This window comes from Streptomyces sp. NPDC051976 (assembly GCF_040680795.1).
Taxonomy (GTDB): domain Bacteria; phylum Actinomycetota; class Actinomycetes; order Streptomycetales; family Streptomycetaceae; genus Actinacidiphila.
The window spans coordinates 41,932-68,452 of record NZ_JBFAXL010000027.1 but is presented as its reverse complement, the minus strand read 5'-3'; the positions used below and the strand labels follow the sequence as shown (position 1 = coordinate 68,452).

The 26,521-nt window shown below is 71.0% G+C and carries 20 protein-coding genes and 1 pseudogene; 10 read left to right on the top strand and 11 right to left on the bottom strand.

What is annotated here, in order from left to right:
* Positions 1-148 precede the first annotated feature (148 nt).
* Positions 149-1,447: a glycosyltransferase 87 family protein gene (locus AB0M29_RS25200; RefSeq protein WP_365386276.1), complete on the top strand. Its 1,299-nt coding sequence runs from the start codon at positions 149-151 to the stop codon at positions 1,445-1,447.
* Between the two features lie 38 nt (positions 1,448-1,485).
* Positions 1,486-4,374 (top strand): LuxR C-terminal-related transcriptional regulator, encoded by a 2,889-nt coding sequence (locus AB0M29_RS25195; protein WP_365386273.1) that lies wholly within the window; start codon positions 1,486-1,488, stop codon positions 4,372-4,374.
* A gap of 61 nt (positions 4,375-4,435) precedes the next feature.
* Here the strand turns inward: AB0M29_RS25195 and AB0M29_RS25190 are convergent, their stop codons facing one another.
* From AB0M29_RS25190 to AB0M29_RS25165, 6 genes are all read right to left on the bottom strand, one after another.
* Entirely contained in the window at positions 4,436-5,674 is a 1,239-nt protein-coding gene (locus AB0M29_RS25190; RefSeq protein WP_365386272.1) for an MFS transporter, read from the bottom strand.
* The gene (gene lanKC / locus AB0M29_RS25185) at positions 5,671-8,409 is read right to left on the bottom strand and encodes a class III lanthionine synthetase LanKC (RefSeq protein ID WP_365386270.1); all 2,739 of its coding nucleotides are present in this window, start codon (positions 8,407-8,409) and stop codon (positions 5,671-5,673) included. Before lanKC ends, AB0M29_RS25190 begins: the two co-directional genes overlap by 4 nt.
* A gap of 133 nt (positions 8,410-8,542) precedes the next feature.
* A complete protein-coding gene (locus AB0M29_RS25180) occupies positions 8,543-8,674 on the bottom strand; it encodes a hypothetical protein (RefSeq protein WP_365386268.1) in 132 nt (43 codons plus the stop codon).
* A gap of 379 nt (positions 8,675-9,053) precedes the next feature.
* Positions 9,054-9,920, bottom strand: a complete 867-nt coding sequence (locus AB0M29_RS25175; RefSeq protein WP_365386265.1) for an AfsR/SARP family transcriptional regulator — start codon at positions 9,918-9,920, stop codon at positions 9,054-9,056.
* Positions 9,917-11,002, bottom strand: coding sequence for an MsnO8 family LLM class oxidoreductase (locus AB0M29_RS25170; protein WP_365386263.1), 1,086 nt, complete (start codon positions 11,000-11,002; stop codon positions 9,917-9,919). Before AB0M29_RS25170 ends, AB0M29_RS25175 begins: the two co-directional genes overlap by 4 nt.
* Before the next feature lie 392 nt (positions 11,003-11,394).
* Complete coding sequence (locus AB0M29_RS25165; protein WP_365386380.1) at positions 11,395-11,793, bottom strand: cold shock domain-containing protein; 399 nt, start codon at positions 11,791-11,793, stop codon at positions 11,395-11,397.
* Between the two features lie 190 nt (positions 11,794-11,983).
* Here AB0M29_RS25165 and hemC point away from each other — a divergent pair, with 190 nt between their 5' ends.
* Positions 11,984-12,925, top strand: coding sequence for a hydroxymethylbilane synthase (gene hemC, locus AB0M29_RS25160; protein WP_365386261.1), 942 nt, complete (start codon positions 11,984-11,986; stop codon positions 12,923-12,925).
* Positions 12,926-12,949: 24 nt separating this feature from the next.
* Here the strand turns inward: hemC and AB0M29_RS25155 are convergent, their stop codons facing one another.
* Complete coding sequence (locus AB0M29_RS25155) at positions 12,950-13,813, bottom strand: NAD(P)-dependent oxidoreductase (protein ID WP_365386259.1); 864 nt, start codon at positions 13,811-13,813, stop codon at positions 12,950-12,952.
* A 153-nt stretch (positions 13,814-13,966) separates the two neighbouring features.
* Here AB0M29_RS25155 and AB0M29_RS25150 point away from each other — a divergent pair, with 153 nt between their 5' ends.
* Both AB0M29_RS25150 and AB0M29_RS25145 read left to right on the top strand, forming a co-directional pair.
* On the top strand, positions 13,967-14,521 hold the full coding sequence (locus AB0M29_RS25150) for an ABATE domain-containing protein (RefSeq protein ID WP_365386257.1): 555 nt from the start codon (positions 13,967-13,969) through the stop codon (positions 14,519-14,521).
* Positions 14,522-14,660: 139 nt separating this feature from the next.
* Complete coding sequence (locus tag AB0M29_RS25145) at positions 14,661-16,166, top strand: amino acid permease (protein WP_365386255.1); 1,506 nt, start codon at positions 14,661-14,663, stop codon at positions 16,164-16,166.
* A 20-nt stretch (positions 16,167-16,186) separates the two neighbouring features.
* On the opposite strand, the gene AB0M29_RS25140 is transcribed toward AB0M29_RS25145, so the two are convergent.
* Positions 16,187-16,786 (bottom strand): TetR family transcriptional regulator, encoded by a 600-nt coding sequence (locus tag AB0M29_RS25140; RefSeq protein ID WP_365386377.1) that lies wholly within the window; start codon positions 16,784-16,786, stop codon positions 16,187-16,189.
* A gap of 244 nt (positions 16,787-17,030) precedes the next feature.
* On the opposite strand from AB0M29_RS25140, the gene AB0M29_RS25135 reads away from it, so the two are divergent.
* The 5 genes from AB0M29_RS25135 to AB0M29_RS25115 all read left to right on the top strand — a co-directional run bounded on the left by AB0M29_RS25135 (position 17,031) and on the right by AB0M29_RS25115 (position 24,300).
* On the top strand, positions 17,031-17,831 hold the full coding sequence (locus tag AB0M29_RS25135) for an urea amidolyase associated protein UAAP1 (RefSeq protein WP_365386253.1): 801 nt from the start codon (positions 17,031-17,033) through the stop codon (positions 17,829-17,831).
* A complete protein-coding gene (locus AB0M29_RS25130) occupies positions 17,828-18,433 on the top strand; it encodes an urea amidolyase associated protein UAAP2 (RefSeq protein WP_365386251.1) in 606 nt (201 codons plus the stop codon). Before AB0M29_RS25135 ends, AB0M29_RS25130 begins: the two co-directional genes overlap by 4 nt.
* The gene (gene uca / locus AB0M29_RS25125; protein WP_365386249.1) at positions 18,430-22,041 is read left to right on the top strand and encodes an urea carboxylase; all 3,612 of its coding nucleotides are present in this window, start codon (positions 18,430-18,432) and stop codon (positions 22,039-22,041) included. The genes AB0M29_RS25130 and uca overlap by 4 nt, the downstream gene beginning before the upstream one ends.
* Positions 22,042-22,232: 191 nt before the next feature.
* On the top strand, positions 22,233-23,858 hold the full coding sequence (locus tag AB0M29_RS25120) for an allophanate hydrolase (RefSeq protein WP_365386248.1): 1,626 nt from the start codon (positions 22,233-22,235) through the stop codon (positions 23,856-23,858).
* Between the two features lie 145 nt (positions 23,859-24,003).
* Entirely contained in the window at positions 24,004-24,300 is a 297-nt protein-coding gene (locus tag AB0M29_RS25115) for a hypothetical protein (RefSeq protein ID WP_365386247.1), read from the top strand.
* Between the two features lie 39 nt (positions 24,301-24,339).
* Here the strand turns inward: AB0M29_RS25115 and AB0M29_RS25110 are convergent, their stop codons facing one another.
* The 3 genes and pseudogenes from AB0M29_RS25110 to AB0M29_RS25100 form a co-directional block, all read right to left on the bottom strand.
* Positions 24,340-25,077, bottom strand: a complete 738-nt coding sequence (locus AB0M29_RS25110; RefSeq protein ID WP_365386245.1) for a flavodoxin family protein — start codon at positions 25,075-25,077, stop codon at positions 24,340-24,342.
* 142 nt (positions 25,078-25,219) lie between these two features.
* A pseudogene (locus AB0M29_RS25105) lies at positions 25,220-25,321 on the bottom strand (Asp23/Gls24 family envelope stress response protein); the annotation flags it as partial.
* A 78-nt stretch (positions 25,322-25,399) separates the two neighbouring features.
* Complete coding sequence (locus tag AB0M29_RS25100; RefSeq protein WP_365386243.1) at positions 25,400-26,443, bottom strand: enolase C-terminal domain-like protein; 1,044 nt, start codon at positions 26,441-26,443, stop codon at positions 25,400-25,402.
* Positions 26,444-26,521 lie beyond the last annotated feature (78 nt).

Here is a 26,521-nt window from a genome sequence, read left to right as displayed (position 1 = left end):
GGACGCAACCCGTCCGGGCGGCGGCTGCCCGTGTGTCCGCGCGCCGGTGCGCGGGGCGTTGACGGGGGCCTGACCGCCCGGTGTCCCATCCTGTGGGAACGTCAGCGGCCCCGCTGACCTCGGGCGTCGAGAGGCGGGCGTTGCCTTCATGAGCCATCGGCAGCGCGTGGGCTGGGCCGCGGTGCTGTGCGCGCTGTCCTTCGCCGCGGTCTGGCTCGTGCAGCGCGCCGTGCACGGCTCACTCGTCGACGTCATGGTCTACCGCGCCGCTGGCCGTACGGTGCGCGACAGCGGCGACCTGTACGCGATGCGTGTCACGCCCGCGATGCTGCCGATGACCTACCCGCCCGTCGCCGGGCTGCTGTTCGTGCCGCTGACCTGGCTCGACGTCGACCGGATGCGGGCGGCCGCGATCGCGGGGAACCTCCTGCTGAGCGTGGCGCTCGCCGCACTGTCGCTGCGCCTGGTGCTACGCCGCACCCCCAGCGCGGCCGCGGTGCTCGCCACGGCGGCGTGGGCGGTGTGGAGCGAACCGGTGTGGGCTACCATCCGCTGCGGCCAGATCAACCTCCTCGTGGTGTGCCCGGTCCTGTGGGACTTCACCCGCCGGCCCGCCAATCGGTGGGCCGGCGCGGGCACCGGCCTCGCGGCGGCGCTCAAGGTCACACCTCTGCTGTTCCTGGTGCTGCTGGCCGGGGCGGCAGTCGTCACCCGTGGCCGCGGCACTCCCTGGCCGCGCCGCTTCCTCACCGCCGCCGGCACCTTCGCCGGAGCCACGCTGCTGGCCGCCGTGGCGCTGCCGCGCGACTCCCTGCGCTACTGGACACGCTGCGTCTTCGCCCCCGACCGGTCCGGCTCGGCGGTGAACCTCGCCAACCAGTCCCTGCGCGGCGTCGTCGCACGGCTGCAGCACACCGCGCACCCCACGTCCCTGTGGCTGGCCGCGGCCGTGCTCATCGCCCTCGGCGGCACCGCCCTCGCGGTCATGGCGCTGGCCTCGGCCGACCGTGTGCCGGGCGCCACCGCGTGGGCAGCGGTCACCTGCGGAACCACGACGCTCCTGGCAAGCCCGATCACCTGGACCCACCACTGGGTATGGAACGTGCCCATGACGGTTCTGCTCGTCCATGAAGCGCTACGACGACGCGATCCACGCTGGGCGGCCGGCGCCGCGGCGTGCGTGGTCGTCTTCTGCTGCGACGCCCTGTGGGCCGTCCCCCACGACGCCACCCGACCCGAAGTGCACGAGAACGCCGCCCAGATGCTGCTCGCCGCCAGCTACCCCCTGGCCGGCCTCGCCTTCCTCGCCGCGGCCGCCCTCACGCTACGGCCCACGCGACCGTCCCGGTGCGAACCAGCACCACGCACCCCTGACGGCCGCGTCCAGCCCACGGGCCGACAGGCCGTACGGACAGGGGAACCGCCTCGCCGCTCGCCCGGCCTCTGATCGCACTCCTCGAACGGTGCTCCGGGCGTCTTGTGCGGATGCGCGGTCGGGCGGGCACCGGCGTCGGTGTAACCCCGGTCGGTATTCACCATGCAGTGGTGGGGAACTCCGGGGGGAGAACGGTGGGCATGGACGGGGCGGGGCTGGTAGGGCGGGAGTGGCACGTCCGGCGTGTGCGTGAGGACATGGACAGGCTGCGCGCCGGCGCGGGTGGCCTGGTCGAGGTGGTGGGCGAGCCGGGGATCGGCAAGACGCGGTTCCTGGGAGCGGTACAGGATCTGGCGCGGGAAGCCGGGTTCAGGGTTGTTGCGATCACCGGCTGCGGCGCCGGGCGCACGCAGGACACCGAGTGCGCGGGCGTCCTGCGGAGGCTCGCCGTAGGGCTGTTCGGGGCTCCGGCAGCCGGCCGGCCCGGGCCGGAACGGATGCCGGCCGGCCCGCGGGTACCGGTCGTCGTGGTGCTGGACGACGCACACGCGCTCGGGCCGGAGGCGGTGGACTTCCTGGATCTGTTGACCAGAACGGTGGCCGCCGTCCCGGTGCTGTGCGTGGTGGCTCATCGCGAGCGCCAGACTCCCCCGGCACTGCGCTTCGTGCTGGCCCGCGGCACAGAACTCGGTGTGGTGGATCGCGTCGAACTCGGCCCGCTGTCCCGGGAGGAGTGCGCACGCCTGGTGGGTGACAGGGCCGCGACGCGCCGCGCGGAGGAGCTCTTCCGGGACAGCGGCGGCTACCCGCTGTACGCCCTTGCCCTGCACGCGCTGCGCACGCTCCCCACCGAGGACAGCGGCAGACGCACACCAGCGGGCCCCGGCGCCTACGGGTTCGGTCACTTCGAAGCCTTGTTGCTGGGCGAGACGGTCGGCTTGTCACCGCAGGAGCAGTCCGTCCTTGAGACCGCCGCGGTACTCGGACCCGTGATCCGCCCCGAGGTCCTGGAGCAGGTGCACACGAGATCGGCCCCTGGCCGGTTCGACCAGGCACTGGAAGGCGTGATGGGGCGCGATCTTCTCCGGCTCAGCGGGCGCGCTCTCACCTTCCGCCATCCGCTGATGCGCCGGGTGGTGTACGAACGCACCTCCCCGTTACGTCGTCTGTCCGTCCATGCCCATGCCCTGGCGGTCCTGCGGGCCGAGGGGGCGGAGCCGCTCGAGCTGGCTCCGCACATCGCGGGGTCGGTGAGCTTGGAGCCGCTGCGGGACGCCGAGGCGCTCGTTCTTGCGGGCACCGAGTGCGAGAGCGTCACACCGGAGCAGGCGGCCGTCTGGTACGACAGAGCGCTACGCCTCCTGCCGTCGTCGGACGACCACGCCGCCCGGCGCTTCGAGGTCTCCCGCCTGCGGGCCGGGGCCCTGGCCCGGGCCGGACGGCTCACCGACAGCCGCGACGTGCTCCAGGAACTGCTGCGCCGCCCCGGCACGCCCGGCACGGACCGGGTCGAGGACCGCGTGGAGGCGGTGGTGATGTGTGCCTACAACGACATGCGCCTCGGACGGCCGGCACAGGCCTGCGCGATGCTGCGTTCGGAGATCGCCCCGCTGACGTCCGACCGCACCTCGCGCGAACGCCTGAAACTGACCTTGGAGCTGGGCCTGTCGGCCCTGTTGGCCGGTGAGTACCCGCCGGTCAGGCACGACCTGCTGTGGGCCCACGATGCCGCACGGAACCGCGGGGAGCGCCACCACCAGGCGACCGTACTGGCGATCACCGCTTGCGGAGAGGCGTTCGAGGGGCAGACGGCCCTCGCCAAACTCGCCGCCGACTCGGCCGCCGCCCTCGTCGACGCTCTGCCCGACGCCTTGCTGGCGGAGCGCGGCACTCTGCAGACCCTTGCCTGGGCCGAGCTTCTCCTGGAACGAGCCACCGACGCCGAACGCCATCTGGAACGCGCCCAGGCGCTCCTGGAACGCAGCGGTGACGCGCTCGCCATGCCCCACGTCCTGATCGAGCAGGCCATGATCCACCTGTACGCCGGCCGCCTGCCCCGCGCCCTGGGCCTGGCCAGGCAGGCACAGGAGGCGTCCCGGACCACCGGCCACGCGCCGATCCTCACCGCCGCGCGGACGCTCGAATCGCATCTCGGGGCCTGGCTGTCACCCCGGCGCGGTGGGTCGAGGGAGCGGGACGCGGTGGCGGACGCGGCCGCTCGGCCCGACCCGGCACCGGCCGCCGGGAACAGGTGGACGCACCTGACCACGACACTGCGCAACCACACCCGTCTCAGCGCGGGACACCTGGGCGCCTGCGCGGAACTCCTGCTGCGCCCCGGAGGGCCGGATCTGCGGGTGCTGGCGGCACCGTTGCTGCCCCAGTACGCCGAAACCCTGGTCACCGCCTTCCTCGAACTTCGGGACCAGGAACAGGCCGCCTCGCTGGCCGCCTTCGCGCAGGAGTACGCCAGCCGCCTGGACCTTCCCGGCCAGCGGGCCCACGCCGCGCGCGCCCACGCACATGTGCTGGCCGCCGCCGGGCGCCACGACGAAGCCCTGACCCATTTCCGCCAGGCCGAGGTGTGGTTCGCGCAGGCCGGCAAGAAGGCCGAACTGGCCCGGTGCCTGAGGGACACCGCTCGTACTCTTGCCCGTCTGGGGCGTTCCGACGATGTACGAAGTGTGGTGCGCCGCCTGTCCGGGCACATCGCGGCCACCGGTGCGGGATGCCTGCGAGGAGACGCGGAGCGGCTTCTCGCCACGCATCCCCTCCACGCGACCACCGGCTTAAAGGATTCTCTGACGAAGCGCGAACAACAGGTGGCGGCGCTGGCCGGGACCGGGCGCACCAATGCGGACATCGCCCGCCAACTGGGCCTGAGCAAAAGGACGATCGAGAACTACCTGGTCAAGATCTACCGCAAGGCGGGGGCGAGTCCGGCCTCGCGCGAGAATCTCGGGCACCTGCTGCCAAGGACAGCGCAGGACGCGACGTGAGGGGTGGACCGCCACTGGCGGCCGGGGGCGACCCCGCGTGATGCGCGCCCCACGTCGCGCATCACGCGGGGTCCGCGGGGCCGACCCCGTGGCGAAACCCGGGCGCGAGGGCCGCGTACAGGGCCACCACGCCGAATGCTGCCGTGAGGACCAGTTGTGTCGCCCGGAGGTCGAAATGCTGGACCAGAAGACCGGCGATCACAGGCGCCAGCGGCTGGGCGGCTGTGCCGAGAAAACGGGACGCGCTGCTCACCCGGCCGAGCACATCCCCGGGCACCATCAGGATCTGGGCACTCGTCAGAGAGGCTCCCACCATCGGGCCGGCCAGCAGCACAACGGCCAGGACCGCGACGAAGACGGTCCCATTGCCGGACACCGCGGCCAGGGCCAGGCTGCCCGCCCTGGTCAGGGCCACGACGACGAGCAGGGGCCTGAGGGTCACCCGGCGGGCCACCGCCGGCGCGAGCAGGGAACCGAGCAAGCCCGCTGCGGCTGCCACACTGACACCGGTGCCCACGAGGAGACCTCCGGAACCGCCGAGGATGAGCGTGAACAACAGCATGGACATCGCGAAGTTGGTCACCATCGAGTACAGCGCGGTCGCCCACAGGAAGGGCTGCCGGCGCAGCACCGACCAGCCGCGTCCCATGTCCGGCAAGAACCTTCGCATCGTCGGGCGCGTCTCGGCCGCGAAGGTGGCCCGCAGACACCAGACACAGGCGAAGGAGACGACGAACGTCGCCGCGTCGACGACCAACGGCATGGCGTGATGCAGCGTGAACAACCACCCGGCGATCACCGGTGCGCCGATGTCGACCGCGTATCCGCGGGCCTGGTTGATGCTCACCGCATCAGGAATCGCCTCCGGGGGGACAATCATGCGGACGGACTGCGTCTGAGCGGCGGCGAACGCCATCCACAGGAAAGTGGAGGCACAGACCACCGTCAGCAGGACGGCCACCGGCGCCGTAGAGGTCAGCACCGACACCACGGCCAGTCCGGCCAGCACGGCACGCCCCGCGTCACAGACCAGCATCACGCGACGGCGGTCGAACATGTCGGCGATGTAGCCGCCGGGCAACTGGCCGAGCCACGCCGCCACGTACGCCAGCGTGCCCAGCAGCCCTGCCAGAGCGGCCGATCCGGACAGGGCGAGGACGAGCATGGGCAGCGCCAGTGCCGAAATCGACGAGCCCAGTTCCGACGCGGCCTGCCCGATCCACAACAGCCGGAAGTCATGGTTGCCGCCGAGCGCCCGCACGGCCGGCAAGCGGGCGCTCGTTCTGGCCTCGGCTGTCACTGCCCGCCCGTCCCGCCCGGCAGCAGTTCGTCCACGAGGAACCCGAAGTTGGTGCGCAGTCCCGGGCCGGCATGGAGCACCCGGTCGAGGAACAGCGCGACGCCCGCCGATCCGGTGCCCACATCACACGTCTCGCGCATCAACTGCTCCCCGGGAAAGGCCGTCCCCTCCTCCCGCTGGACACCGAACAGCAGCACGCCCTCGGCGATCCGCGCGGTTTCCTGGAACAAGTGCGCGCGCCCGGTGAACTCGGCGACATCGAGCATCGCGTTCCCGATTCCCGACAGCCCGTGGAACAGCTGCGGCGAGACCGCGTACTTCCGGGTGAGATCGGGAATCAGACGGTCCACCCACGCGGCCAGGCTCTCGTCACCGGTGACGGACTGGAACCGGATCAGCGTGGTCATGACCCCCGCGGTCCCGTAGTCCCAGTACTGGCGGAGGACCGCAGACGCCTCGTCGGCGTGCGAGGGGAAGGACGTGACGCCGCTGGGCATCGTACGGGCGTGCGACAGGTCGAAGTCGAGTGCCTGGCGGCCGACTTCCAGGAAATCCGGCCGACCGGTCGCCTGGTGGAGGTAGAGCAGGAACAGCGCCGCACCACTGGCACCGTAGGCGTACCCGATCGGTGTCCGTCCGTCCTCGGAAGGCCAGGTGACACCTGTGGGGTGGTGCTGGGCCGTCGCGGCCAGATGCCCGCCCGCGCGCAACGCCCCGTCGAGGAACTCCTCCCGGCCCGTGACGCGCCACATGCGCAAGGCGGCCAGTCCGTATCCCGCACATCCGTGCATCACATCGGCGCGCTCCCACAGCAGCGGGTGGTCGGCCGTGCGACGCATCAGTGCGACGGCCGCGTCGCTGTACCCCAGATCCTGCAGGGTCCACGCGATGCCTGACGTACCGGAGTACAGGCTGGGCGGCAGTTGGCCCGTGCCGGTGCCTCCCCGCAGCAGCCACGACACCCATTCCTGCCGCACGTGTCCCGTCAGGCGGTGCAGGGAGCGGAGGACTCCCGCCGCCCCGTAGGCAGCCCCGTAGGGATTGGTCTCGTGCACGGTCAGGTCTGTCGGGAACAGGCGGTCCTCGCGTTCCGGCGAGGCCACCCGGCGTAAGTACGCGGTGGTGCCGCCGATGGTTTCGGCGATGCGCGCGTTCAGCAACTGACCGCGCTCCCCGTTCAGTTCCTCCTCGGCGGGTCTGCCCAGGGGCAGTGTCCGCGGCCAGGCTGCCGGGTCGGCTACCGACAGGACGGCGAAGCGCCGGGCGATCTCGTCGGGTGCCGGCGGCTTGCCGGACGTCAGATCCTCGATCAGCGCGACCAGGTCGTCGGGGAGGGCGAGGTCGTGCCTGAGCTCCGCCAGGAACCGGGGCAGCGCACTCGCGTCGAATCCGACCATCGAGTTGTTGAGCATGATGGAGCCGAAGATCATCGCACCGAGGGCCGCGTAGTCGTCAGCGGGCATCGGTTCCTCACCGTCCGGGACCCGCCTGGTGTAGCCGGGGGTGTACAGATAGGGCGTGGCATCGACCCCCTGCCGCACAGCGCCTTCGAGGTCGATCAGGTGAACGTGGTCGTCCTCGTCGACCATCACGTTCATGAAGGACAGGTCCGCCAGCACGATGCCCCGCTCATGAGCCGCCGCGATCGCCTCGGCGACCTGGGCGAACAGGTCACGCATCCGCCCGTGATAGGCGGCGAATGCCTCACCGGTGAGGTCGTTGCCGAGCAGGGGGTTGGCGCTGGTCGTGAGCTGACCCAGATGCCGCTCGCCGGCGTGCTTCTCGACCAGGAACACGTGCTCCCATGCGTGGAGCAGAGTGATCACATCGACGAACTGGGGGACGTCGGCGAGCTGGGCCAGGATGCGGTGTTCCTTCTCCAGCAGTTCGACGACGTTGAGCGCGGCGGCTCGGCCGGGGCCGAGACCGATGTGCGGCCGGGCCTCCTTGAGCACCACCGTCTGTCCGGTCTCGGTGTCCACGCCCCGGTACACGCCGCCGCGGTTGGTGAAGTTGATCGCCGACTCGATCACGAAACGCCCGCCGCCGAGGCCTTCCTCGGTGTCTCCGGACTCGACCAGATCTTTCCGGGCGTCACGTCCGAACGGATCGACGCTGATCCACGGGGCCGCCGACCAGTACGGGTGGCGGATGTCGGGATGGAGGCTGCCGTCCGGTGCCGCGATCATGAGGTCCTGCGCGCCGTCGGGACGAAGCCGGGGATGCCCGAGGAATCCCCCGTACCGGTAGTAGACCGAGGAAGAGCCGGGGCACCTCCGATCGCTGAGGATGTAGGGCCCGGCGAAGGAGGCCAGTTCCTCGCTCAGGGCATGGGCGACCTGGAGGAAGGAATCGGAGTCGGCGGGATAGACCGTGATGAACTTCCCGCTCGATCCACGGGGCCACAGCTTGCCGCTGGTCATCGCCAGCGCCCACTCATCGACGAGGAACTTGAAGTGCGTCCCGTGATCCCGAAGTACGGGCAGCGCCGCGCGCAGTACGGCCGCGCCGTCGGCCGCCGTCGCGGACACATGCAGCTTCCACCCCTGACCGGCCAGCCGCACACCCGGCGGATCCGAGAGAAGCCACAGGCCACGCCGTCGAAGTGTCCACGACTCAGGGACGAGTTCCCGGTAGAGGCTCAGGAAGGCCGCATCAGGGGCGTGCCGACCCACCGGCTCGAACCAGCGGTCGTCCTGCTGGCTGTAAATGTAGAGCGTTTCCCGTCGGTGCAACTCCCTCTACCTTTCAGTGAGATCTTTCCCGATGAGTGAGCCGAGAAGCACACCCGCCGGCTCGTGGATACGCAATCCGGAGCCGGCCGCCGCCGGTGGAACAGGCGGCGGCCGGCCTCGCCCTGTGCCGGAACTAATCGCTGCAGCTGCGGGCGTCGCAGGAGGTGAGGCTGACGTGGATGGCCAGCTCCGACTCGTCCGGCGAAGTGATCTCCAGACGCTGGAGACCGAGAATCGACGACATGACGTACTCCTTGTTTTTCATGACCGGCACCGTGCCGACTGCAGCCATACTGCGGACCGTCGGTTCACCGCCGGAACATCGGAGGTACATCGGAGTCCTGGTAAAGCCGCCGGAGGCCGCCGCCGGGTAAACCCGACGGCGGCCGGCCCGATCATGCGCGGCAACTACTTGCCGCAGCTGTTGTTCTCGCAGGAGGTGATGCTCCAGACGATGGCCGGCTCCGACTCGTCCGGCGAGGAGATCTCCAGACGCTGGAGCCCCAGGATCGACGACATGATGTACTCCTTGTGTTCTCATGGCCGGCACCGTGCCGACTGCAGCCATACTGCGGAGCGTCGGTTCACTGCCGGAACATCGGAGGTACATCGGGCCCCGGCGGCATTTCCGATATACGCGGCCGTCAGCGGCTTCGGGACAGGCGAGGGGCGAGCTCCCTGTCGTCATTGCCCATGATGGCCGCCAGGACGGCGTTCAACGCCGGGCCGGGATCGATGCCCAGTTCTCGGGCAAGGACCAGTCTGCATTCCTGGTATGCGGCCAGGGCGTCGGCCTTGCGTCCCGAGGCGTAGAGCGCGAGCATCTGGAACTCCCGCATCCGTTCGCGAAAAGGGTGCGCCATGACCAGTTGCGCGAGTTCGGGGATCACCAGAGTGTGATGGCCCATACGTAATTCGACATCCACGTACTCCTCGATCACGCCCAGACGCGACTCGGTCAGCCCGTGCGCGGCATCGCTGAGCATCATCGAAGAACGGACATCGGCCAGTGCGTCCCCCCGCCACATCGACAGGGCGTCAGCGAACGCATGCTCCGCCGAACCCAGTTCCCCCCGGGCACGAGCGGCCCTTCCCTCCCCGGCAAGTGTGTGGAAGCGATCCGCGTCCAACTCCCCCGGGTACACCCGCAGTAGGTATCCCGAGGGCCCCCGGACCAGCCGCTCGGTCAGCCCGCACCGGGCCAGGTGGGCACGAAGCCGGTGTACGTACTGGTGCAGGTTCTTGTGCGCGCTGGCCGGAGGGTCGCCGTTCCAGAGCGCATCCGTCAGGTGGTCCGCCGACAGCGGCCGGCCACCAGAGGTGACGAGAGCTGCCACCAGGATCCGCATCTTCTGTGCCGGCAGCGGCATGCACTCCCCGTCGGCCGCCATGACGACGACCGGCCCGAGCACCCCGAACCGGACGAAGCCGGGCTCGGCGTTCTTCACCGCGGTGTCCGGCTGCCCGGACGGCCGCACCGCCCGGCGTACGCCGACCGGTCCCGGGTTCACTCGACTTCCAGCGCGATCGCCGGACACATCACCGAGACGGACGCCTGGGCCAACAACCGCAGCGTACGAATCCGCCCCGGTCCGTCCAGGTCCATCGGGACCACCATCAGTTCGTCCGCACCCGTGGCATCCGCCAGCGCCGCCAGGCGCCGTACCGCCGCGGGGCCGGTGCCGGTCACGACCGAGGCGCTCGACAGGAACCTGCGCACCTGATCCCGCTCCTGCTGGGTGACCGGAGCCTCCAGCAGTCGCTCGGTGTACGGCACCCCGGCTTTGGCGGCCGCCCGGCGCCGCACTTGGCTCAGCCCAACGGTGAAGGCGATCTCGTCGGCCTTGGAGTCGGTCGACGCGCAGGCCACGACAACGGAGAGGATCACATAGGGCTCGGAACGGGCCCCCGCCGGCCGGAAGGAAGCCCTGTACTGATCCAGTACGGGCCCTGGTGCCGTCAGGCCCAGATGGTGGGCGAACACAAAGGGCAGCCCGCGTTCCGCCGCCAGGCCCGCGCCCTTCGCGCTGCTCCCGAGCACGTAGACGGGCACGGCCCGGACCCGCGGCGAGAGGGAGAGTGCCGCGTATGCGTGGTCGGGGGGAAAAGTGCCGGACAGGAATCCCACCAGGTCGTCCACCATCCGCGGGTACTTGCCCGCGGAGTCGGAGGTGCGGCCGAGCGCGCGTTCGTACACCGCGGTTGACGGAGCTCCTGCCGCGCCTCCCACCCCCAGATCGATGCGCCCCGCGTAGAGCGCCTCCAGCGTGCCGAACTGCTCGGCGACCACGAGCGGCTGATGGTTCGACAGCATCACACCGCCCGACCCGACCCTGATCCTCGTCGTACGCGCGGCTAAGGCCGCGACCAGAACAGCGGGCGCGCTGCTGGCGATCGTCGCGCTCGCATGGTGCTCGGTCACCCACACACGGTGGTAGCCCACGGTATCCGCCGCCACCGCGACGTCGACCGACTGCCGAACGGCCGCGTAGCCGGATCCGGTGGCCCCTACCGGCGTGGTTTCCAGAACGGACAGGCGCAGACGGCCCTCAGGCTCGTCCGCAGCCGCACTCTCCAACGACTCTTGACTCACAGATCCCCCAATTCCGGTACCGGAACTCGCATGAGCTGCTGGCTCATGGCCGTCCCTCCACAGAAATCGGGCTCATGCTTGCCTTTGAAAATGCCGTCGCGAACGACTGACAGGAGGCGGCGTTCAGGCCGCGTGGAGGGCCGGTCAATGGGCAGCGTACTCCCGCGGCAGGCCATTTGAGTACCCAACAAGAAAGGCCACTCAACTGGCCGGTAAAGTGCGGTGAGCGCGAAATTGAGCATGGGTGTGGGCCAGTTGTGAGTACGTGTGTGAGTGCAGGTGTGGGTGTTTGTGTGGGTCAAGGCGTGAGTACCCGTCAACCGCGAATTTAATATAGTGGTTGTGACACACAAATCGCCCCGCCCTTGTTTTCCGCGGACGCGGTCCTTCTGTCAGCTCTCGGTCCAGCCGTGGGCCTTGGCGCACTCGGCAAGGCCCGCCCGCGCCAGCAGGATCTCCTCGCCGGTCAGCGTGGGGACCACGCGCAGCAGCACCTCGGTGACTTCCCTGAGGTATTCCTTGGCACTCAGCACATCGCACATGTCCTGGTCGCCCGACTCCTGCGGCACGGACAGCGCCGACAGCGCCGATCGCCTCCCGGCGGCCTCGAAGCCGAGCTGCACGGAAGACGCCTTGGGGCCGCGGTCGCCCTCTTCGACCTCGAACTCCACCGTCAGCCCCTGACGCACCTGCTCCTCGGGGAACAACAGGTCGTTGACGTGCAGAAACACGTCCTCACTGCCGCTCTCCGGCGCTATGAATCCATACCCGCGCGCACTGTCGAACCGCACCACTCGACCAACGACCGTCACAGCAACCCCACCTCAAAACCGCACGACGCCTCACCAAAACCTCGACAGAGCGTAGTTGACCACCCAGGGTCGTCAAGTGCTCCGCGTCGCCCTTCGTGCCGACAATTGGTCGGGAAAACCCATACGCGGCCCGGAGTACGATAGGCGGTGATCCACCATCCAGCGGGAGTTGATCGCCTTGCCAACGTATCTGGTCGGCTCGCGGGCAAGTAACTTGGCCAGAGCGCAGGTACGAGAATACCTCGCCCCTATTCGTGAGCGCTTTCCCCATGTGACGTTCACGCACCGGGTAATTCTCGAAGGCGGAGACCGCGATCGGAACTCCCTGACGTCCGAGGTCTCGGCCGTCAGCGGCGGAAGCGCATTCAGCACCGAGCAAGAGGCGGCACTTACCAGGGGTGACGTGGACGTGGTGATCCACTCTCTGAAGGATCTGCCCACCGCGAACCCGCCGGGCCTGATCCTGCTGCCGCCGCCGGGCCGCGAGGACGTACGGGACGCCCTGTGCGGATCCACGCTGGCCGGGCTGCGCAAGGGCGCGCGGGTGGGTACGGGTGCCGCTCGGCGTATCGCTCAACTCCTGGCGGTCCGACCCGATCTCGAGGTCGTCCCGATCCGGGGGAACGTCCCGCCCCGGCTGAAGAAGATCGAAACCATGGGCCTCGATGCCGTGGTCCTGGCGGCCGCGGGCCTTCGCCGCCTCGGTCTCGACGACGCGATCGGTGAACTTCTGCCCCTGGACCTGTTCCCCCCGTCTCCCGGCCAGGGCGCCCTGGGCATCCAGGTCCGCGAGGACAACGAGGCCGTTCGGAAGATCCTCTCCACCGTCGCCGACCATGCCGCCGATGCGCAGGTGCGGGCGGAGCGGGCCCTTCTCGCGGAGCTGCACGGGGGTTGCAGCGTCCCGGTGGGTGCCTGGGCCGAGACCGGGCCCAACGGCTCCCTCACCCTTCACGCGCAGGTCACGTCCCCGGGCGGGACGCGGCGGGTGTCCGGGGTGATGACGGGCCGGGCCGATCGACCGGAGGAGCTGGGCACGGCTCTGGCCGGAGAACTCATCGGCCAGGGCGCGCGCGAGATCCTTTCCCCGCGGGCCCACGCCGAGGTCTAGCCTTCAAGGACGCGCTCCTGGTGGTCACCGCGGCTGTTGTTCCGCGATGACCGCCCAGTCATCGGCCCCGCGGCCGTCGGCGATGGCCTCGTCGAAGACAGCCCGCAGCAGTTGGCCGATCGGGAGCGGAATACCCTGTTCGGTCGCCGCGTCGAGCGCGAGGTGGAGGTCCTTGCGGCCCAGGACCGTGGTGAATCCGGCCGGCGCGTAGCGCCGTTCAGCGATCATCGACCCGTAGCTGCTGTAGACCCCTCCCGGGAAGAGCGTGGACGTCAGCAGTTCCACGAACTGCCCGGAGTCGACACCGGCGCTCTCCGCGAGGCTGACGGCCTCGCCCAGCGACTGGATCGCGCAGGCGATCAGGTAGTTGCCGAGGATCTTGACGATGTTGGCCTGCTCCGGACGGTCGCCCAGTCTCCACGTCCGCGAGCCGATCACGTCGAAGAACGGCTGCACGCGATCGAGCAGCGCGTGCTCACCGGCGGCGAGGACGTTGAGTGCCCCGGCTTCGGCGACCGGAACACGGCCGAAGACCGGTGCCGCGACATAGCCGACGCCATGCTCGGCGTGCGCCGCGCCGACCCGGCGGACCAGGTCCGGGCTCACCGTGGCGAGGTTGACGTGAACCGTCCCGGCCGGGGTCTGAGCCAGGACACCGGAGTCGATGAACGTCTCAGCGACGGCCCGGTCGTCGGACAGCACCGAGAAGACCACCGGCGCGCGCATGGCCTCGGCCACCGAGTCGGCACGACGGGCGCCCACCGCGCCCAGTTCGACCGCGGGCCCGTCGGAACGGTTCCACACCACGACGTCGTGGCCGGCCTCCAGGAGGTTGCGTGCCATGGCTCTCCCCATGGCTCCCAGACCGATGACCGCAATGCTGCCCACGCCACGCACCTCTTCCCGTGAACCGTCTCAAGCGGTTCAAGCGGTTCAAGCGGTTCAAGCGGTTCAAGCGGTTCAAGCATGCCATGGAGTTACGATCGCAGTGAACCGCCTGAAGCAGTTCGGCGCGTGTTGTCGCTCACCGCGGAGGCTGGAATGACCGAGGACGTACGTCGTGTGTTCCGTATGGACAACGAGGTGCTGGCGTTCCGGTTCACCGCCACCGTCAGCGATCGCGCCAGCGGGACGCCCACGGAGCGGCTGACCGATACCGCACGGCTGAAGATGTGGCTGGGAGCCACGGGGCTCGACGTCGCAGATGTCTCACCGGCCGATCTCAAGGACGCCGTCGAACTGCGCGAGGCGATCCACCGCATCGGGTCGGTGATCGCCGCAGGGAAACAGCCCGAGTCGAGGGATGTCCGCACCCTCAACACGAGCGCTGCCGCCGGGCGGGCGAAGGCCGCACTGGAACACGGACACGCAGCATGGCAGCTGAGCGAGACGACCCCTGTCAGAGACGCCCTCGGGGTCCTGGCCACAGATGCCATCCGCACCCTTGGCGGCCCCGACCGCGGCCGCGTCAAGAACTGCGAAGGCCCCGGATGCGCGGGGCTGTTCCTCGACACCAGCCGCGGAGCCAACCGCCGGTGGTGCTCCATGAACACCTGCGGCAACAAGGTCAAGAAGTCGCGAATCACCGCGCGCTGACCCCTCCGCGCCGTCCATGGGGGGCGCTGGGGCGGCGTGAGCACTTCGGCCCGTGCGCGACACGGCCGCGTCATCACGGTGAAACACCTCGTCCCTAATTTCTGTCGCCCGACAGGAATTCGCGACAGGGGGCCCGGCCTTGACTGCCACCGCACCTTCCGACGTACGCTCAGAACCGCCGGACAGCAAGGACTCCGAGGGCCTCGCGGGCTTCGGCTACCGCCAGGAGCTGCACCGCAGCCTCGGCCGGTACGCGTCCTTCGCCGCAGGCTTCTCCTTCATCTCGGTACTGACGACAGTCTTCCAGTTCTTCGCTTTCGGCTACTCCTTCGGCGGCCCGCGCTTCTTCTGGACCTGGCCCGCGGTGCTGATCGGCCAGCTCCTGGTCGCCGCGTGCTTCGCCGAACTCGCCGCCCGCTACCCGATCTCCGGCGCCGTCTACCAGTGGTCGAGCCGCCTGAGCAACGCCGTCTTCGGCTGGTACGCGGGCTGGATCATGGTCCTCGGCCAGATCGTGGTGGTCGCGGCCGCCGCCCTGGCCCTGCAGGTGGTGCTGCCCGCCGTCTGGTCCGGCTTCCAGTTCATCGGCACCGACACCTCGCCGGTGTCGTCGGACGGTGCGGCGAACGCGGCCGTCCTCGGCATCGCCCTGCTCGTGCTCACCACCGTCGTCAATCTCCTCGACAACCGCGTGATGTCGCTGGTCAACCGGGCCGGCGTCACCGCGGAGATCATCGGCGCGGTGCTGATCATCGTCCTGCTCTTCACGCACGCCGACCGCGCGCCCTCGGTCACCGTGCACACCGGCGGGGGCGGGACGGCCCTGCTCGTCGGCTCCTTCGCCGCCGCGTACGTGATGATCGGCTTCGACAGCGCGGGCGAGATGAGCGAGGAGACCCACAATCCGCAGCGGGTCGCGCCACGTACCATCCTCTCCGCGCTCACCGCCGCGGGCGTGCTGGCCTCGCTCCTCGTCCTGGCCGCCCTGCTCGCCGCGCCCAGCCTCACCGACGGCCGACTCGGCACCGAGGGCCTGTCCTACGTGCTCACCAGCCGTCTCGGTGACGGTCTCGGCAGGGTCCTACTCTGCGACGTCGCCCTCGCGGTCGCGGTGGCCACCCTCGCCATCCAGACCTCCGCCACCCGCATGATCTTCTCGATGGCCCGCGACAACGCCCTGCCCTTCTCGGGCCGCCTCGCCCGCGTCTCCCCCCGCACCGGACAGCCCCCGGCCCCCGCCATCGCCGTGGGCGTCCTCGCCGCCGCCCTCCTCCTGCTCAGCTTCGCCTCCCCCGATGCCTGGCTGGCCATCGGCACCACCTGCATCGTGATGCTCTACCTCGCCTACGCGATGGTGACCGGCCCCCAACTCGTCCGCCGCTTCCGCGCCCCGCTCCCCCCGGCCACCGACGACTCCGGCAACCCCCTGTTCTCCCTCGGCCGTTGGGCCATCCCCGTCAACGCCCTCGCCCTCCTCTACGGCCTCACCATGACCGTCAACCTCGCCTGGCCCCGGGCCGCGGTCTACGACCCCTCGGGTGGCCACTGGTACTTCCAGTGGTTCTCCCCGCTGTTCCTGCTGGTCACGTTGGCGGTCGGCTTCCTCTGGCGCGCCGCGCGGGCACGCCGCGTCGACGCGCCCTGATCGGCGGTACGGAACCGGCTTCAGGGGGCGCCGCGCAGCGCGACCAGCTCGTCCGGGGACACGCCGGCGATACGGAGGGCCGCGTCGGCCGCCGCTGAGGCGAAGGCGGGGACGGGGCGGGCGAGGTCGGCGCGGTGGACGAGGATGACGCCCTCGATGAGGCCGAACAGGAGGTCGGTGCGGAAGGCGAGTTCGGCGGGGAGGAGGGCGGCGCAGGGGGCGGTGGCGGCCAGGAGGCTGCCATAGGCCGCTTTGAGGTCGGCGCGGGCCCGGTGGAAGCCGGTGAAGCGCTCGGCGGTGACCTCGGGCAGGAGGTAGAGGGCGCCGAGGTTGTGCGGGCCGGTGCAGAGCAGTGCGGTGTCGGCGCGGCAGAGCTCCCACAGGCGCGTCTCGGCGGGGCGCGCGTCGTCGGCGAGGAGGGCCCGGGCGAGGGCCAGCGAGGGGGTGACGGTTCCTTCGAGCAGTTCGGCGAGGAGGTCCTCCTTGCCGCCGACGTAGTGGTACATCGACGCCTGCCGCATCCCGGCCCGCTCGGCGACCGCGCGGGTCGTGGTGGCGGTGTAGCCGCGGGTCGTGAAGAGTTCGGCCGCGGCGGCGAGCAGTTCCTCGCGCGCGCTCATGCCGCTGTCCGGCCGCTGCTGGGCCCTCGGCCGTCCGACCCGCCTGGCGTTGTCGCTCACTCGTTGATCGTCGCACAGCGTCCGCGGCGGCACGTCCCGCGCTCCCTCCCGCGGAGCCGCCGCCACGCCGTCGGTGAGCAGCCGGTAACCGGCCCGCAATGCCCGGGCAATCACCAGGAATCCGTCGGCGCCTAATTTCTGTCAAGCGACAGAAATTAAACCCGTGAGACGGAGGTGCAGCCCCGTGGCGACAGGTACGACGTACGAGGCCAAGGAGCACGCCAGAGCCCAGGAGGGCGCCCGCGCGGAGGCGATGCCGCTGGTGCCCGCGCCCGACGGACTGCTGTGGGCGGAGACGGTGGCGGGCGGCAACTACACGCACAAGGTGCTGGCCCGCGGCACGGAGCTGCGGCTCACCGACCCCACCGGCGACGCGTGCGCGCACCTGCTGCTCTTCGTGGAGGGCCGCCCCTGGGAGCGGCTGAACGTGGCGGACACCGTGAAGGTCCAGTGGAACGCCTACCTCGGTGCGGGCCGCCTCCTCCTGTCCGACCAGGGCCGGGTCCTCGCCTCGGTGGTCGCCGACACCAGCGGCCGGCACGACACGCTGTGCGGGACGTCGGCAGCGGCGCGCAACACCGCACGCTACGGGGACGGTTCGCCGCAGGGCCCGTCCCCCGCGGGACGCGAGCTGTTCGTACTGGCCGCCGCGAAGAACGGGTTGGCGCCGCGCGACCTGCCGCCGTCCCTCTCCTTCTTCCAGGGCGTGCGCGTCGAGCCGGACGGCGCTCTGGAGTTCATCGGCTCCGCCGGGCCCGGCACGACCGTGGCCCTGCGTGCCGAACAGCCGCTGACCGTACTGGTGGCGAACGTGCCGCACCCTCTCGACCCGCGCCCGGCGTACACCTGCGGCCCGCTGGAGGTACGGGCCCGGCGCGGTGCGCCGACCGCGCCCGGCGATCCGCTCTGGGACGCCACTCCCGAGGGCCGCCGGGCCTTCCTCAACACCGCGGAGCACCTCGCCGCCAGGGGGGCCGCCGCATGACCGCCGTGACCATAGCCGCGCGCGCCCCGTGGTCGGCGGTGATTCCCGCGGGCCACCACCTCACCCTCACCGACCTGCACGGCAACCAGGCCGTGGACTTCCTGGTCTACGACGCCCACGACACCGCGGTCCGCTACAGCGCGCCCGACACCGTCCAGGCCCAGGGCAACCTCTTCCTCACCACCGGCAGCGTCCTGCTGTCGAACGCGCACACCCCGCTGATGACCGTCGTCGCGGACAGCTGCGGACGGCACGACACCATCGGCGGCGCCTGCTCGAAGGAGTCCAACACCCTGCGCTACGGCCACCACACCTGGTCGCAGCACGCCTGCGTGGACAACTTCCTGGCCGAGGGCGCCCGTTACGGCCTGGGCAAGCGGGACCTGGTGAGCAACATCAACTGGTACATGAACGTGCCCGTCGAGGAGGACGGCACCCTCGGCATCGTGGACGGCATCTCCGCCCCCGGACTCGAAGTGGTGCTGCGCGCCGAGACCGACGTCCTCGTGCTGGTCTCCAACTGCCCGCAGATCAACAACCCCTGCAACGGATTCGACCCGACTCCCGTACGCGCGACAGTGACCGAGGCGGCTCGCGGATGACCCCGACCCAGGCGCGCCCGCCCGGCACCACCGTGCCCGGCCCGCCGCCGTTCGACACCCTGCTCGTCGCCAACCGGGGCGAGATCGCCGCCCGGATCATCCGCACCGCCCGCCGCACGGGCCTGCGTACGGTCGCGGTCTACTCCGACCCCGACCGCGCCGCGCCGCACGTCCGTCTCGCCGACACCGCCGTACGCCTCGGCCCCGCGCCCGCGCGAGCCAGCTATCTGGACGTCGACGCGGTACTGGCGGCAGCACACGAGACCGGGGCGGGCGCCGTCCATCCCGGCTACGGATTCCTGTCGGAGGACGCGGACTTCGCCCGCCGCTGCGAGGCCGCGGGACTGGCCTTCGTCGGGCCGACCCCGCACCAGCTCGAGGTCTTCGGCGCCAAGCACACCGCGCGCGCCGCCGCCGAGGCCGCCGGGGTGCCGCTGCTGCCCGGCACCGGGCTGCTACCCGATGTGGACAGCGCGCTGGCGGCGGCCGAGGCGCTCGGCTACCCCGTGATGCTGAAGGCGACTGGCGGCGGTGGCGGAATCGGCATGCGGGCCTGCCACTCCCCCGCCGAACTGACCGGCGCCTGGGAGTCGGTGCTGCGAGTCGCCGCCGCGAGCTTCTCCTCCGCCGGGGTCTTCCTCGAACGGCTCGTGGAGCGCGCCCGCCACGTCGAGGTGCAGGTCTTCGGCGACGGGCACGGGCGGGTGGTCGCGCTCGGCGACCGCGACTGCTCGCTGCAGCGCCGCCACCAGAAGGTGATCGAGGAGGCACCGGCGCCCGCCCTGCCGGACGCGGTGCGGGACCAACTCGCCGCGGGTGCCCGCGCCTTGTGCGCATCGGTCGGCTACCGCTCGGCGGGCACCGTCGAGTTCGTGTACGACGCGGTCCGCGGTGAGGCGTACTTCCTGGAGGTCAACACCCGGCTCCAGGTGGAACATCCGGTCACCGAGGAGACGTACGGCATCGATCTGGTGGAGTGGATGCTGCGCCTGGCCCGGGGCGACTCACCGCTGGACCGTGTGCGGGGCGAGTCCGCGGATCCGGTGCCAACGCGCGTCGGACACGCCGTGGAAGCCCGGATCTACGCCGAGGATCCCTCCCGCGGCCACCGCCCCAGCGCGGGGCAGCTCACCAATGTCGTCTTCCCGCCCGGCGTCCGGGTCGACACATGGATCGAGACCGGCACCGAGGTCACGACGGCCTACGATCCGATGCTCGCGAAGGTCGTCGCGCACGGCGCGGACCGCGCGCAGGCTCTGGACCGGCTCGCGGACGCACTCGCCGCGACCCGGATCGACGGCATCGAGACCAACCTCGGGCTGCTGCGCGCCGCCGTGGCCGACCCCGCGCTGCACGCCGCCACCCACACCACCGCGACCCTCGACACCCTCGCCGACCCCACGCGCCGGATCGACGTCGTCCGCGCGGGCACCCTCACCAGCGTCCAGGACTGGCCGGGCCGCACCGGGCTGTGGCACGTCGGCGTCCCGCCGTGCGGCCCGATGGACGACCTGTCCTTCCGGCTCGGCAACCAGGCACTCGGCAACGACGAAGGGGCCGCCGGGCTCGAATGCACCCTCCAGGGACCGGCGCTGCGCTTCAGCCACCCCACCACGATCTGCGTGACGGGAGCGCCGGCGCCGGTCACGGTCGACGGCCGGCCGGTGCCGCAGTGGGAGCCGGTCACCGTCGACGCCGGGGCGCTGCTCGACATCGCCGCCCCCGGCGACGCGGGTCTGCGCACCTATCTGCTGGTCGCGGGCGGCCTCGACGTGGCCGCGTTCCTGGGCAGCGCCGCCACCTTCACCCTCGGCCGGTTCGGCGGGCACGGCGGCCGGACCCTGCGCGCCGGGGACGTACTCCACGGCGGTGCGACCACGGTCGGCGCCCCCGTACCGCCGTCGCGGCGGCCGCGGTTCGACACCCAGTGGCTGGTGGGCGTGACCGAAGGGCCGCACGCGGCACCGGAGTTCTTCACCGAGGACGACATCCGCGACTTCTACGACGCCCGGTGGAGCGTCCACTTCAACTCGGCGCGCACCGGAGTCCGCCTGATCGGCCCCAAACCTCGCTGGGCACGCACCGACGGCGGCGAGGCGGGCCTGCACCCGTCCAACATCCACGACACGCCGTACGCGGTCGGCGCCGTCGACTACACCGGCGACATGCCGGTGCTGCTCGGCCCGGACGGCCCGTCGCTGGGCGGCTTCGTCTGCCCGGCGACCGTCGTGACCGGGCAGCGCTGGAAGCTGGGCCAGCTCAGGCCCGGTGACACCGTGCGGTTCGTGCCGGTCAGCGAGGACGCGGCCGCCGGGCTGCGCCACGCACCCGCGACCGTACCGTCGCCCTCCCGGCCCGCTCTCGGCGACGGCGGTGTCCTCGGCCGCGCCGCCGCGACCGCGACACGCCCGGCCGTGACGTACCGCCGCAGCGGCGACGACAACCTGCTCGTCGAGTACGGGCCCATGCAGCTCGACCTGGCCCTGCGGATGCGGGTCCACGCGCTCGCCGAACACCTTGCCGCCCAGCGGCTGCCCGGCGTCGTCGACCTCACACCCGGTATCCGCTCGCTGCAGATCCACGTCGACCCGAACGCGCTGCCCACCGCCAAGCTGCTCGACCTCGTCCGCGAGGCGGAGGAGCAACTGCCGCCCACCGACCGGCTGGTGGTGCCCAGCCGTACCGTTCACCTCCCGCTGTCCTGGGACGACCCCGCCACCCGCGAGGCGATTTCCCGCTACATGACGGGCGTCCGCGACGACGCCCCGTGGTGCCCCTGGAACATCGAATTCATCCGCCGCGTCAACGGTCTCGACTCCGTCGACGACGTCTACCGCACCGTCTTCGACGCCGAGTACCTCGTCCTCGGCCTCGGCGACGTCTACCTCGGCGCTCCGGTGGCCACCCCGCTCGACCCCCGCCACCGCCTGGTCACCACCAAGTACAACCCGGCCCGCACCTGGACCGCGGAGAACTCCGTCGGCATCGGCGGCGCCTACCTGTGCGTCTACGGCATGGAGGGGCCCGGCGGCTACCAGTTCGTCGGCCGCACAGTGCAGGTCTGGTCCTCACACCGCCGCAAACAACCCTGGCTGCTGCGGTTCTTCGACCGCATCAAGTGGTACCCCGTCGAGGCGGACGAACTCCTCGACATGCGCGCCGACATGGCCGCAGGACGACTGTCGCTGCGCATCGAGGACGGTGAGTTCGCGCTCGCCGACCACCAGCGCTTCCTCGCCGCCAACGCCGACTCCATCGCGGCCTTCCGCGACCGGCAGAGCACCGCCTTCCGCGCCGAGCGCGACGCGTGGGAGGCCTCGGGGGAATTCGCCCGCGCCGAGGCGGCGACGGCACCCGCCGCTGCCCCCACGGCCGTGCCCGTCCCCGCGGGCGGCTGCGCGGTGGAGGCCGAGTTCGCCGCGGGCGTCTGGCAGCTCTGCGTACGCCCCGGTGAGCGGGTGACCCGCGGCCAGCAGCTCATGACACTGGAGGCGATGAAGATGGAGTCGCCGGTGACCGCACCCATGGCCGGGCGCGTCGTCGACATCCTGGTCTCCCCCGGCGACCAGGTCAGCGCGGGAACGGCCCTGGTGACACTCGCGCCGTAGCGACCGCCCGGGGCGTCCGGAGGCCGCTTCCGGCACCCACCGCTGGCGGCCACCGCCCGCAAGGACCTAGGGCTGCCAGGACCCGCCGGATACACGGGTCAGCCCATCCGGTGCGCCAGGATCATCACCCAGCGGGCCCGGTGCTCCGGCACCGGGCCCGCACCACACACGAACGCCCAGGAGGCCCGCCCATGACGACCACTCTCGACCGCGTGCGCGCCGCGTACCGGCGGCTGGCGGAGACCGACCGGCCGGAGGTGTGGATCACCCTGCGCCCGCAGGGCGAGGTGGAGGCCGAGGCCCGGGCCCTGGACGCCCGCCCGGCGGGCGGACTGCCGCTGCGCGGCACCCTGCTGGCGGTGAAGGGCAACATCGACGTGGCGGGGCTGCCCACGACCGCGGGCTGCCCGTCGTACGCCTACCGGCCCGCGTCGGACGCCCCGGCGGTGGCGGCGCTGCGCGCGGCGGGCACCATCGTGCTGGGGACGACCAACATGGACCAGTTCGCCACCGGCCTGGTCGGCACGAGAAGCCCGTACGGCGCGGTGCGCAACGCGGTGGACCCGCTCCGAGTCAGCGGGGGTTCCAGCTCCGGCTCGGCCGTCGCCGTGGCGCTGGGCGTCGTGGACCTGGCGCTCGGGACGGACACGGCGGGGTCCGGCCGGGTCCCGGCGGCGTTCAACGGGATCGTGGGGGTGAAGCCGACCCGCGGCCTGGTGCCGACCGACGGCGTCGTCCCGGCCTGCGCGAGCCTGGACTGCGTGACCGTGTTCGCGCGCACCCTGCCGCAGGCACGCCGGGCACTGGCCGTGCTGGCAAGCCCGCAGACTCCGCCCCGGCGGCCCGGCCCGTGGCGGGTGGCGGTCGCACCGGCGGCGCAGCTCGGCGAGCTGGACGCCGGGTGGAAGGCGGCGTACGAGGCGGCCGCGGAACGGCTGGCCGCCACCGGCGCCGAGCTGCGCACCCTCGACCTCACCTCCTTCACGGAGGCCGCCGAACTGCTCTACGAGGGGGCGTTCGTCGCCGAGCGCTACACGGCGGTGGGCGCGTTCGTCGACAAGGGCGGGCCCGACCTCGACCCGACGGTGGCACGCATCATCACCGGCGCCCGAGACCTGCCCGCGCACCGGCTCTTCGCCGACCGGGAACGGCTGGCGGCGCTGCGGGTCCGCGCGGCGGCCGAACTCGGTGACGCGGACGCGCTGTTGCTGCCCACCGCACCCGGTCACCCCACACTGGCCGAGGTGGCGGCGGACCCGCTGGGCGCCAACACCCGGCTCGGCCGGTTCACCAACTCCACCAATCTGCTGGACATGTGCGGGGTCGCGGTCCCGTCGGGTACGGTGCACGGCCTGCCGTTCGGCGTGATGCTGCTGGGCGCGGCCCACACCGACGACCGCATCGCGGAGGTCGCCGCCCTCCTGGACACCCCGCTGCGGCTCACCGTCGTCGGCGCGCACCTGTCCGGCCAGCCGCTCAACCACCAACTGGTCTCCCTCGGTGCCCGGTTGGCCGAGGTGACGACCACCGAACCCTCCTACCGCCTCTACGCCCTGGCCACCGACCCGCCGAAGCCGGGCCTGGTCCGGGTCGACAAGGGCGGCGCCGCCGTCGAGGCGGAGGTCTGGGAGCTGTCGGCCGCCGCACTGGGCGCCTTCACCGCCGCCCTCCCCCGTCCGATGACCCTGGGCAGCGTCCTGCTGGCCGACGGCCGCAGCACCCCCGGCTTCCTGTGCGAGCCCCAGGCCCTGCCAGGGGCCGAGGACATCACGGAATACGGCGGCTGGCGCGCCTACCTGGACCGGGCGCGGAACTGACCCGCAAACCGGCGTGCCCGCCCTGCGGACCGAGGATGCGTCGCCGACCGCGAGCCGCACTTCCGACTCGCGGCATAATCACCAAAATGTCCGGCTGTGTGTATTAAGATCCGCCGCTAGCATCACTCGATCAAGAGGAGACCCGATGATCGGCGTGCTCGTGACTTTCACGCAGACCGACAAGTTCGATCGTTCCACTATCGCAAAGATTGCCGGCGAACTCCGAGGACCGTTCGAAGGCATGGCCGGTCTTCGCTTCAAGAGCTTCATGCTCGACGAAGGCGGCGCACATGCGAGGAATTTCTACGTGTGGGACGACGAGGAGAAAGGCCGCGCCTTCTTCACGGAGGAGCTCGTCGGCAAAGTGACGGGGGTTTATGGCGTCCGGCCCACCATCGAATTCCTCGATGTCGTGGGGTTCGTCGACAACTCCGGCACCTGACTCTCACCACCTTCGAGCCTGCCAGGACACGGTCGCGGGTCAGCGGTGTTCAGGGTTCTCCGCGTCGCGGTGGCAGCCGGCGTCCCAGGCGGTGCGCTGATTGCCGTAGGCGGGGATGCCACCGGCGTCCTTGAGCATGCGGGCCAGGTGCAGGAGGTTCCAGGTCATGAAGGTGGTGTTGCGGTTGGTGAAATCGTTCTCCGGACCGCCGGAGCCCGGGTCGAGGTAGGAGGGGCCGGGACCCGCGGCACCGATCCAACCGGCGTCGGCCTGCGGGGGGATGGTGTAGCCCACATGCTGGAGGCTGTAGAGGACGTTCATCGCACAGTGCTTGATGCCGTCCTCGTTACCGGTGATCAGGCACCCTCCGGCCCGCCCGTAGTACGCGTACTGTCCGGCGTCGTTCAGGAGGCTGGAGCAGGCGTAGAGCCGCTCGATGACCTTCTTGGTCACCGAGCCGTTGTCGCCGAGCCAGATCGGGCCGGCCAGCACAAGGATGTCGGCCGCCATGACCTTCTCGTACAGCGCGGGCCACGCGTCGCTCTGCCAGCCGTGCTCGGTCATGTCCGGCCAGGTGCCGGTGGCGATGTCGAGGTCGACGGCCCGCACGACGTCGACCGCCACACCCTGCTCGGTCATGATGCGGGTGCTGCGGTCGATCAGCCCCTGCGTGTGGCTGGGCGCCGGGGACTTCTTGAGGGTGCAGTTGATGTACACCGCCCGCAGGTCGTCGTAGCGGGCCGGCGGGGTGTCGGCGGCGCTGGGCGGAGTCGTCACGGCAGTCTCCTGGGATCGACGCGTCGAGCGTGCGGGTGGGACTGCGGCCATCGTGCGCGATGGGCGGTGCACGGGATGGCTGGTGGCGCGGACCGGCGCCGACGATCACTCCGACGGCCCTGCTGCGGCTATTCGACGCGCGGTTCGGCCGGCCGCCGGGCACACGGTCACGCACGGCTCCCAAGGTGCCCGCCAGGCCGCCACCCATGTCGTAGACACCCGGAATCTCTCGCGCCGCGATGCCGCAACGTGCGCGGTCACTCCGCGGCCGCCGTGCGGGCGGCGGCTGCTACCCGCCTTCCCGGAGAATCCGCCGGCAGTCTCACCAGCCGGGCTCGCCGAAGCCGATGCCCGGTGCTGTGGGGGCGTGCACCATCCCGTCGGCGTGTACTGCGGGTTCGCGCACGACGGGGTTGGAGTGGACGAGGGACTCGTAGTGGGTCGTGTTCGGGATCGCCATGCACAGGTGGGCGTTGACGACTCCCGGCCCGTGCACCTCTGCGCGCAGTTGGAAGCTGTCGGCCAGGTGGGCGATCCGGAGCGCGCCAGTGATGCCGCCCTTGAACTGCGCGCTGGTCCGTACGTAGCCGGCCGTGCCGGACGCGATGAAGTCCGCCATGTTCCAGTGCGCGCCGTCCGAGGTCTCCCCGACGAGCAGCGGGACGTTCACACGTTCACTCAGCCGCTGGTAGGCGGTGACGCTGAACTCGCGCATCGGCTCCTCGTACCAGAGGTAGCCGGCCTCGGCGAGGGCGCGGCCGACGTAGACGGCGTCGGCCAGGTCGAAGCCGGCCGAGCCGTCGTACATCAGCGGCACCTGGTCGCCGACATGGGCACGCAGCTTCTGGCACAGTTCGGCGTCGGCGCGCGGATCACCCCAGGCGTGCAGCTTGATCGCGCTGTAGCCGAGCTCCAGGCACTGGTCGGCGACATCGAGGTACTCCTCAACGCTGGAGAAGGTGACGGTGCTGGCGTAGGCGGGCAGCGCCTCGCGGTAGGAGCCGAGCAGGCGGTGGACCGGCACTCCCGCCGCCTTCGCCGCGATGTCCCACAGCGCCACGTCCACAAGTCCCAGCGCGTAGACGGGAAACTCCTCGATGCGGTCCAGCTCCCACATCCGGTGCCACAGGAGTTCACGCGCGAGGGCGTCCCGGCCGAGCAGGTCCTCACGGATCCGCCGCTCGACGATGTCGGCCACGATGACACCCCTGCGGGTAGGGGCCTCACCGACGAGGCCGTCGTCGGTGAGGACCCGCAGAATGCCGCCGGTCACCGGGCCTTCCGAACCGGGCAGTCCCTTGCGCCAGTCGAACGACGGCTGCGCGGGCAGGTCGACGAGTTCCACGGTGACATCAGTGATACGCATGGTGTGTGCTCACGTCCTTGGAAACATAGGGCCTCAGGAGGAGGCACCCCGGTCGCGCGGCGGCCGGCGCCGGGGGGA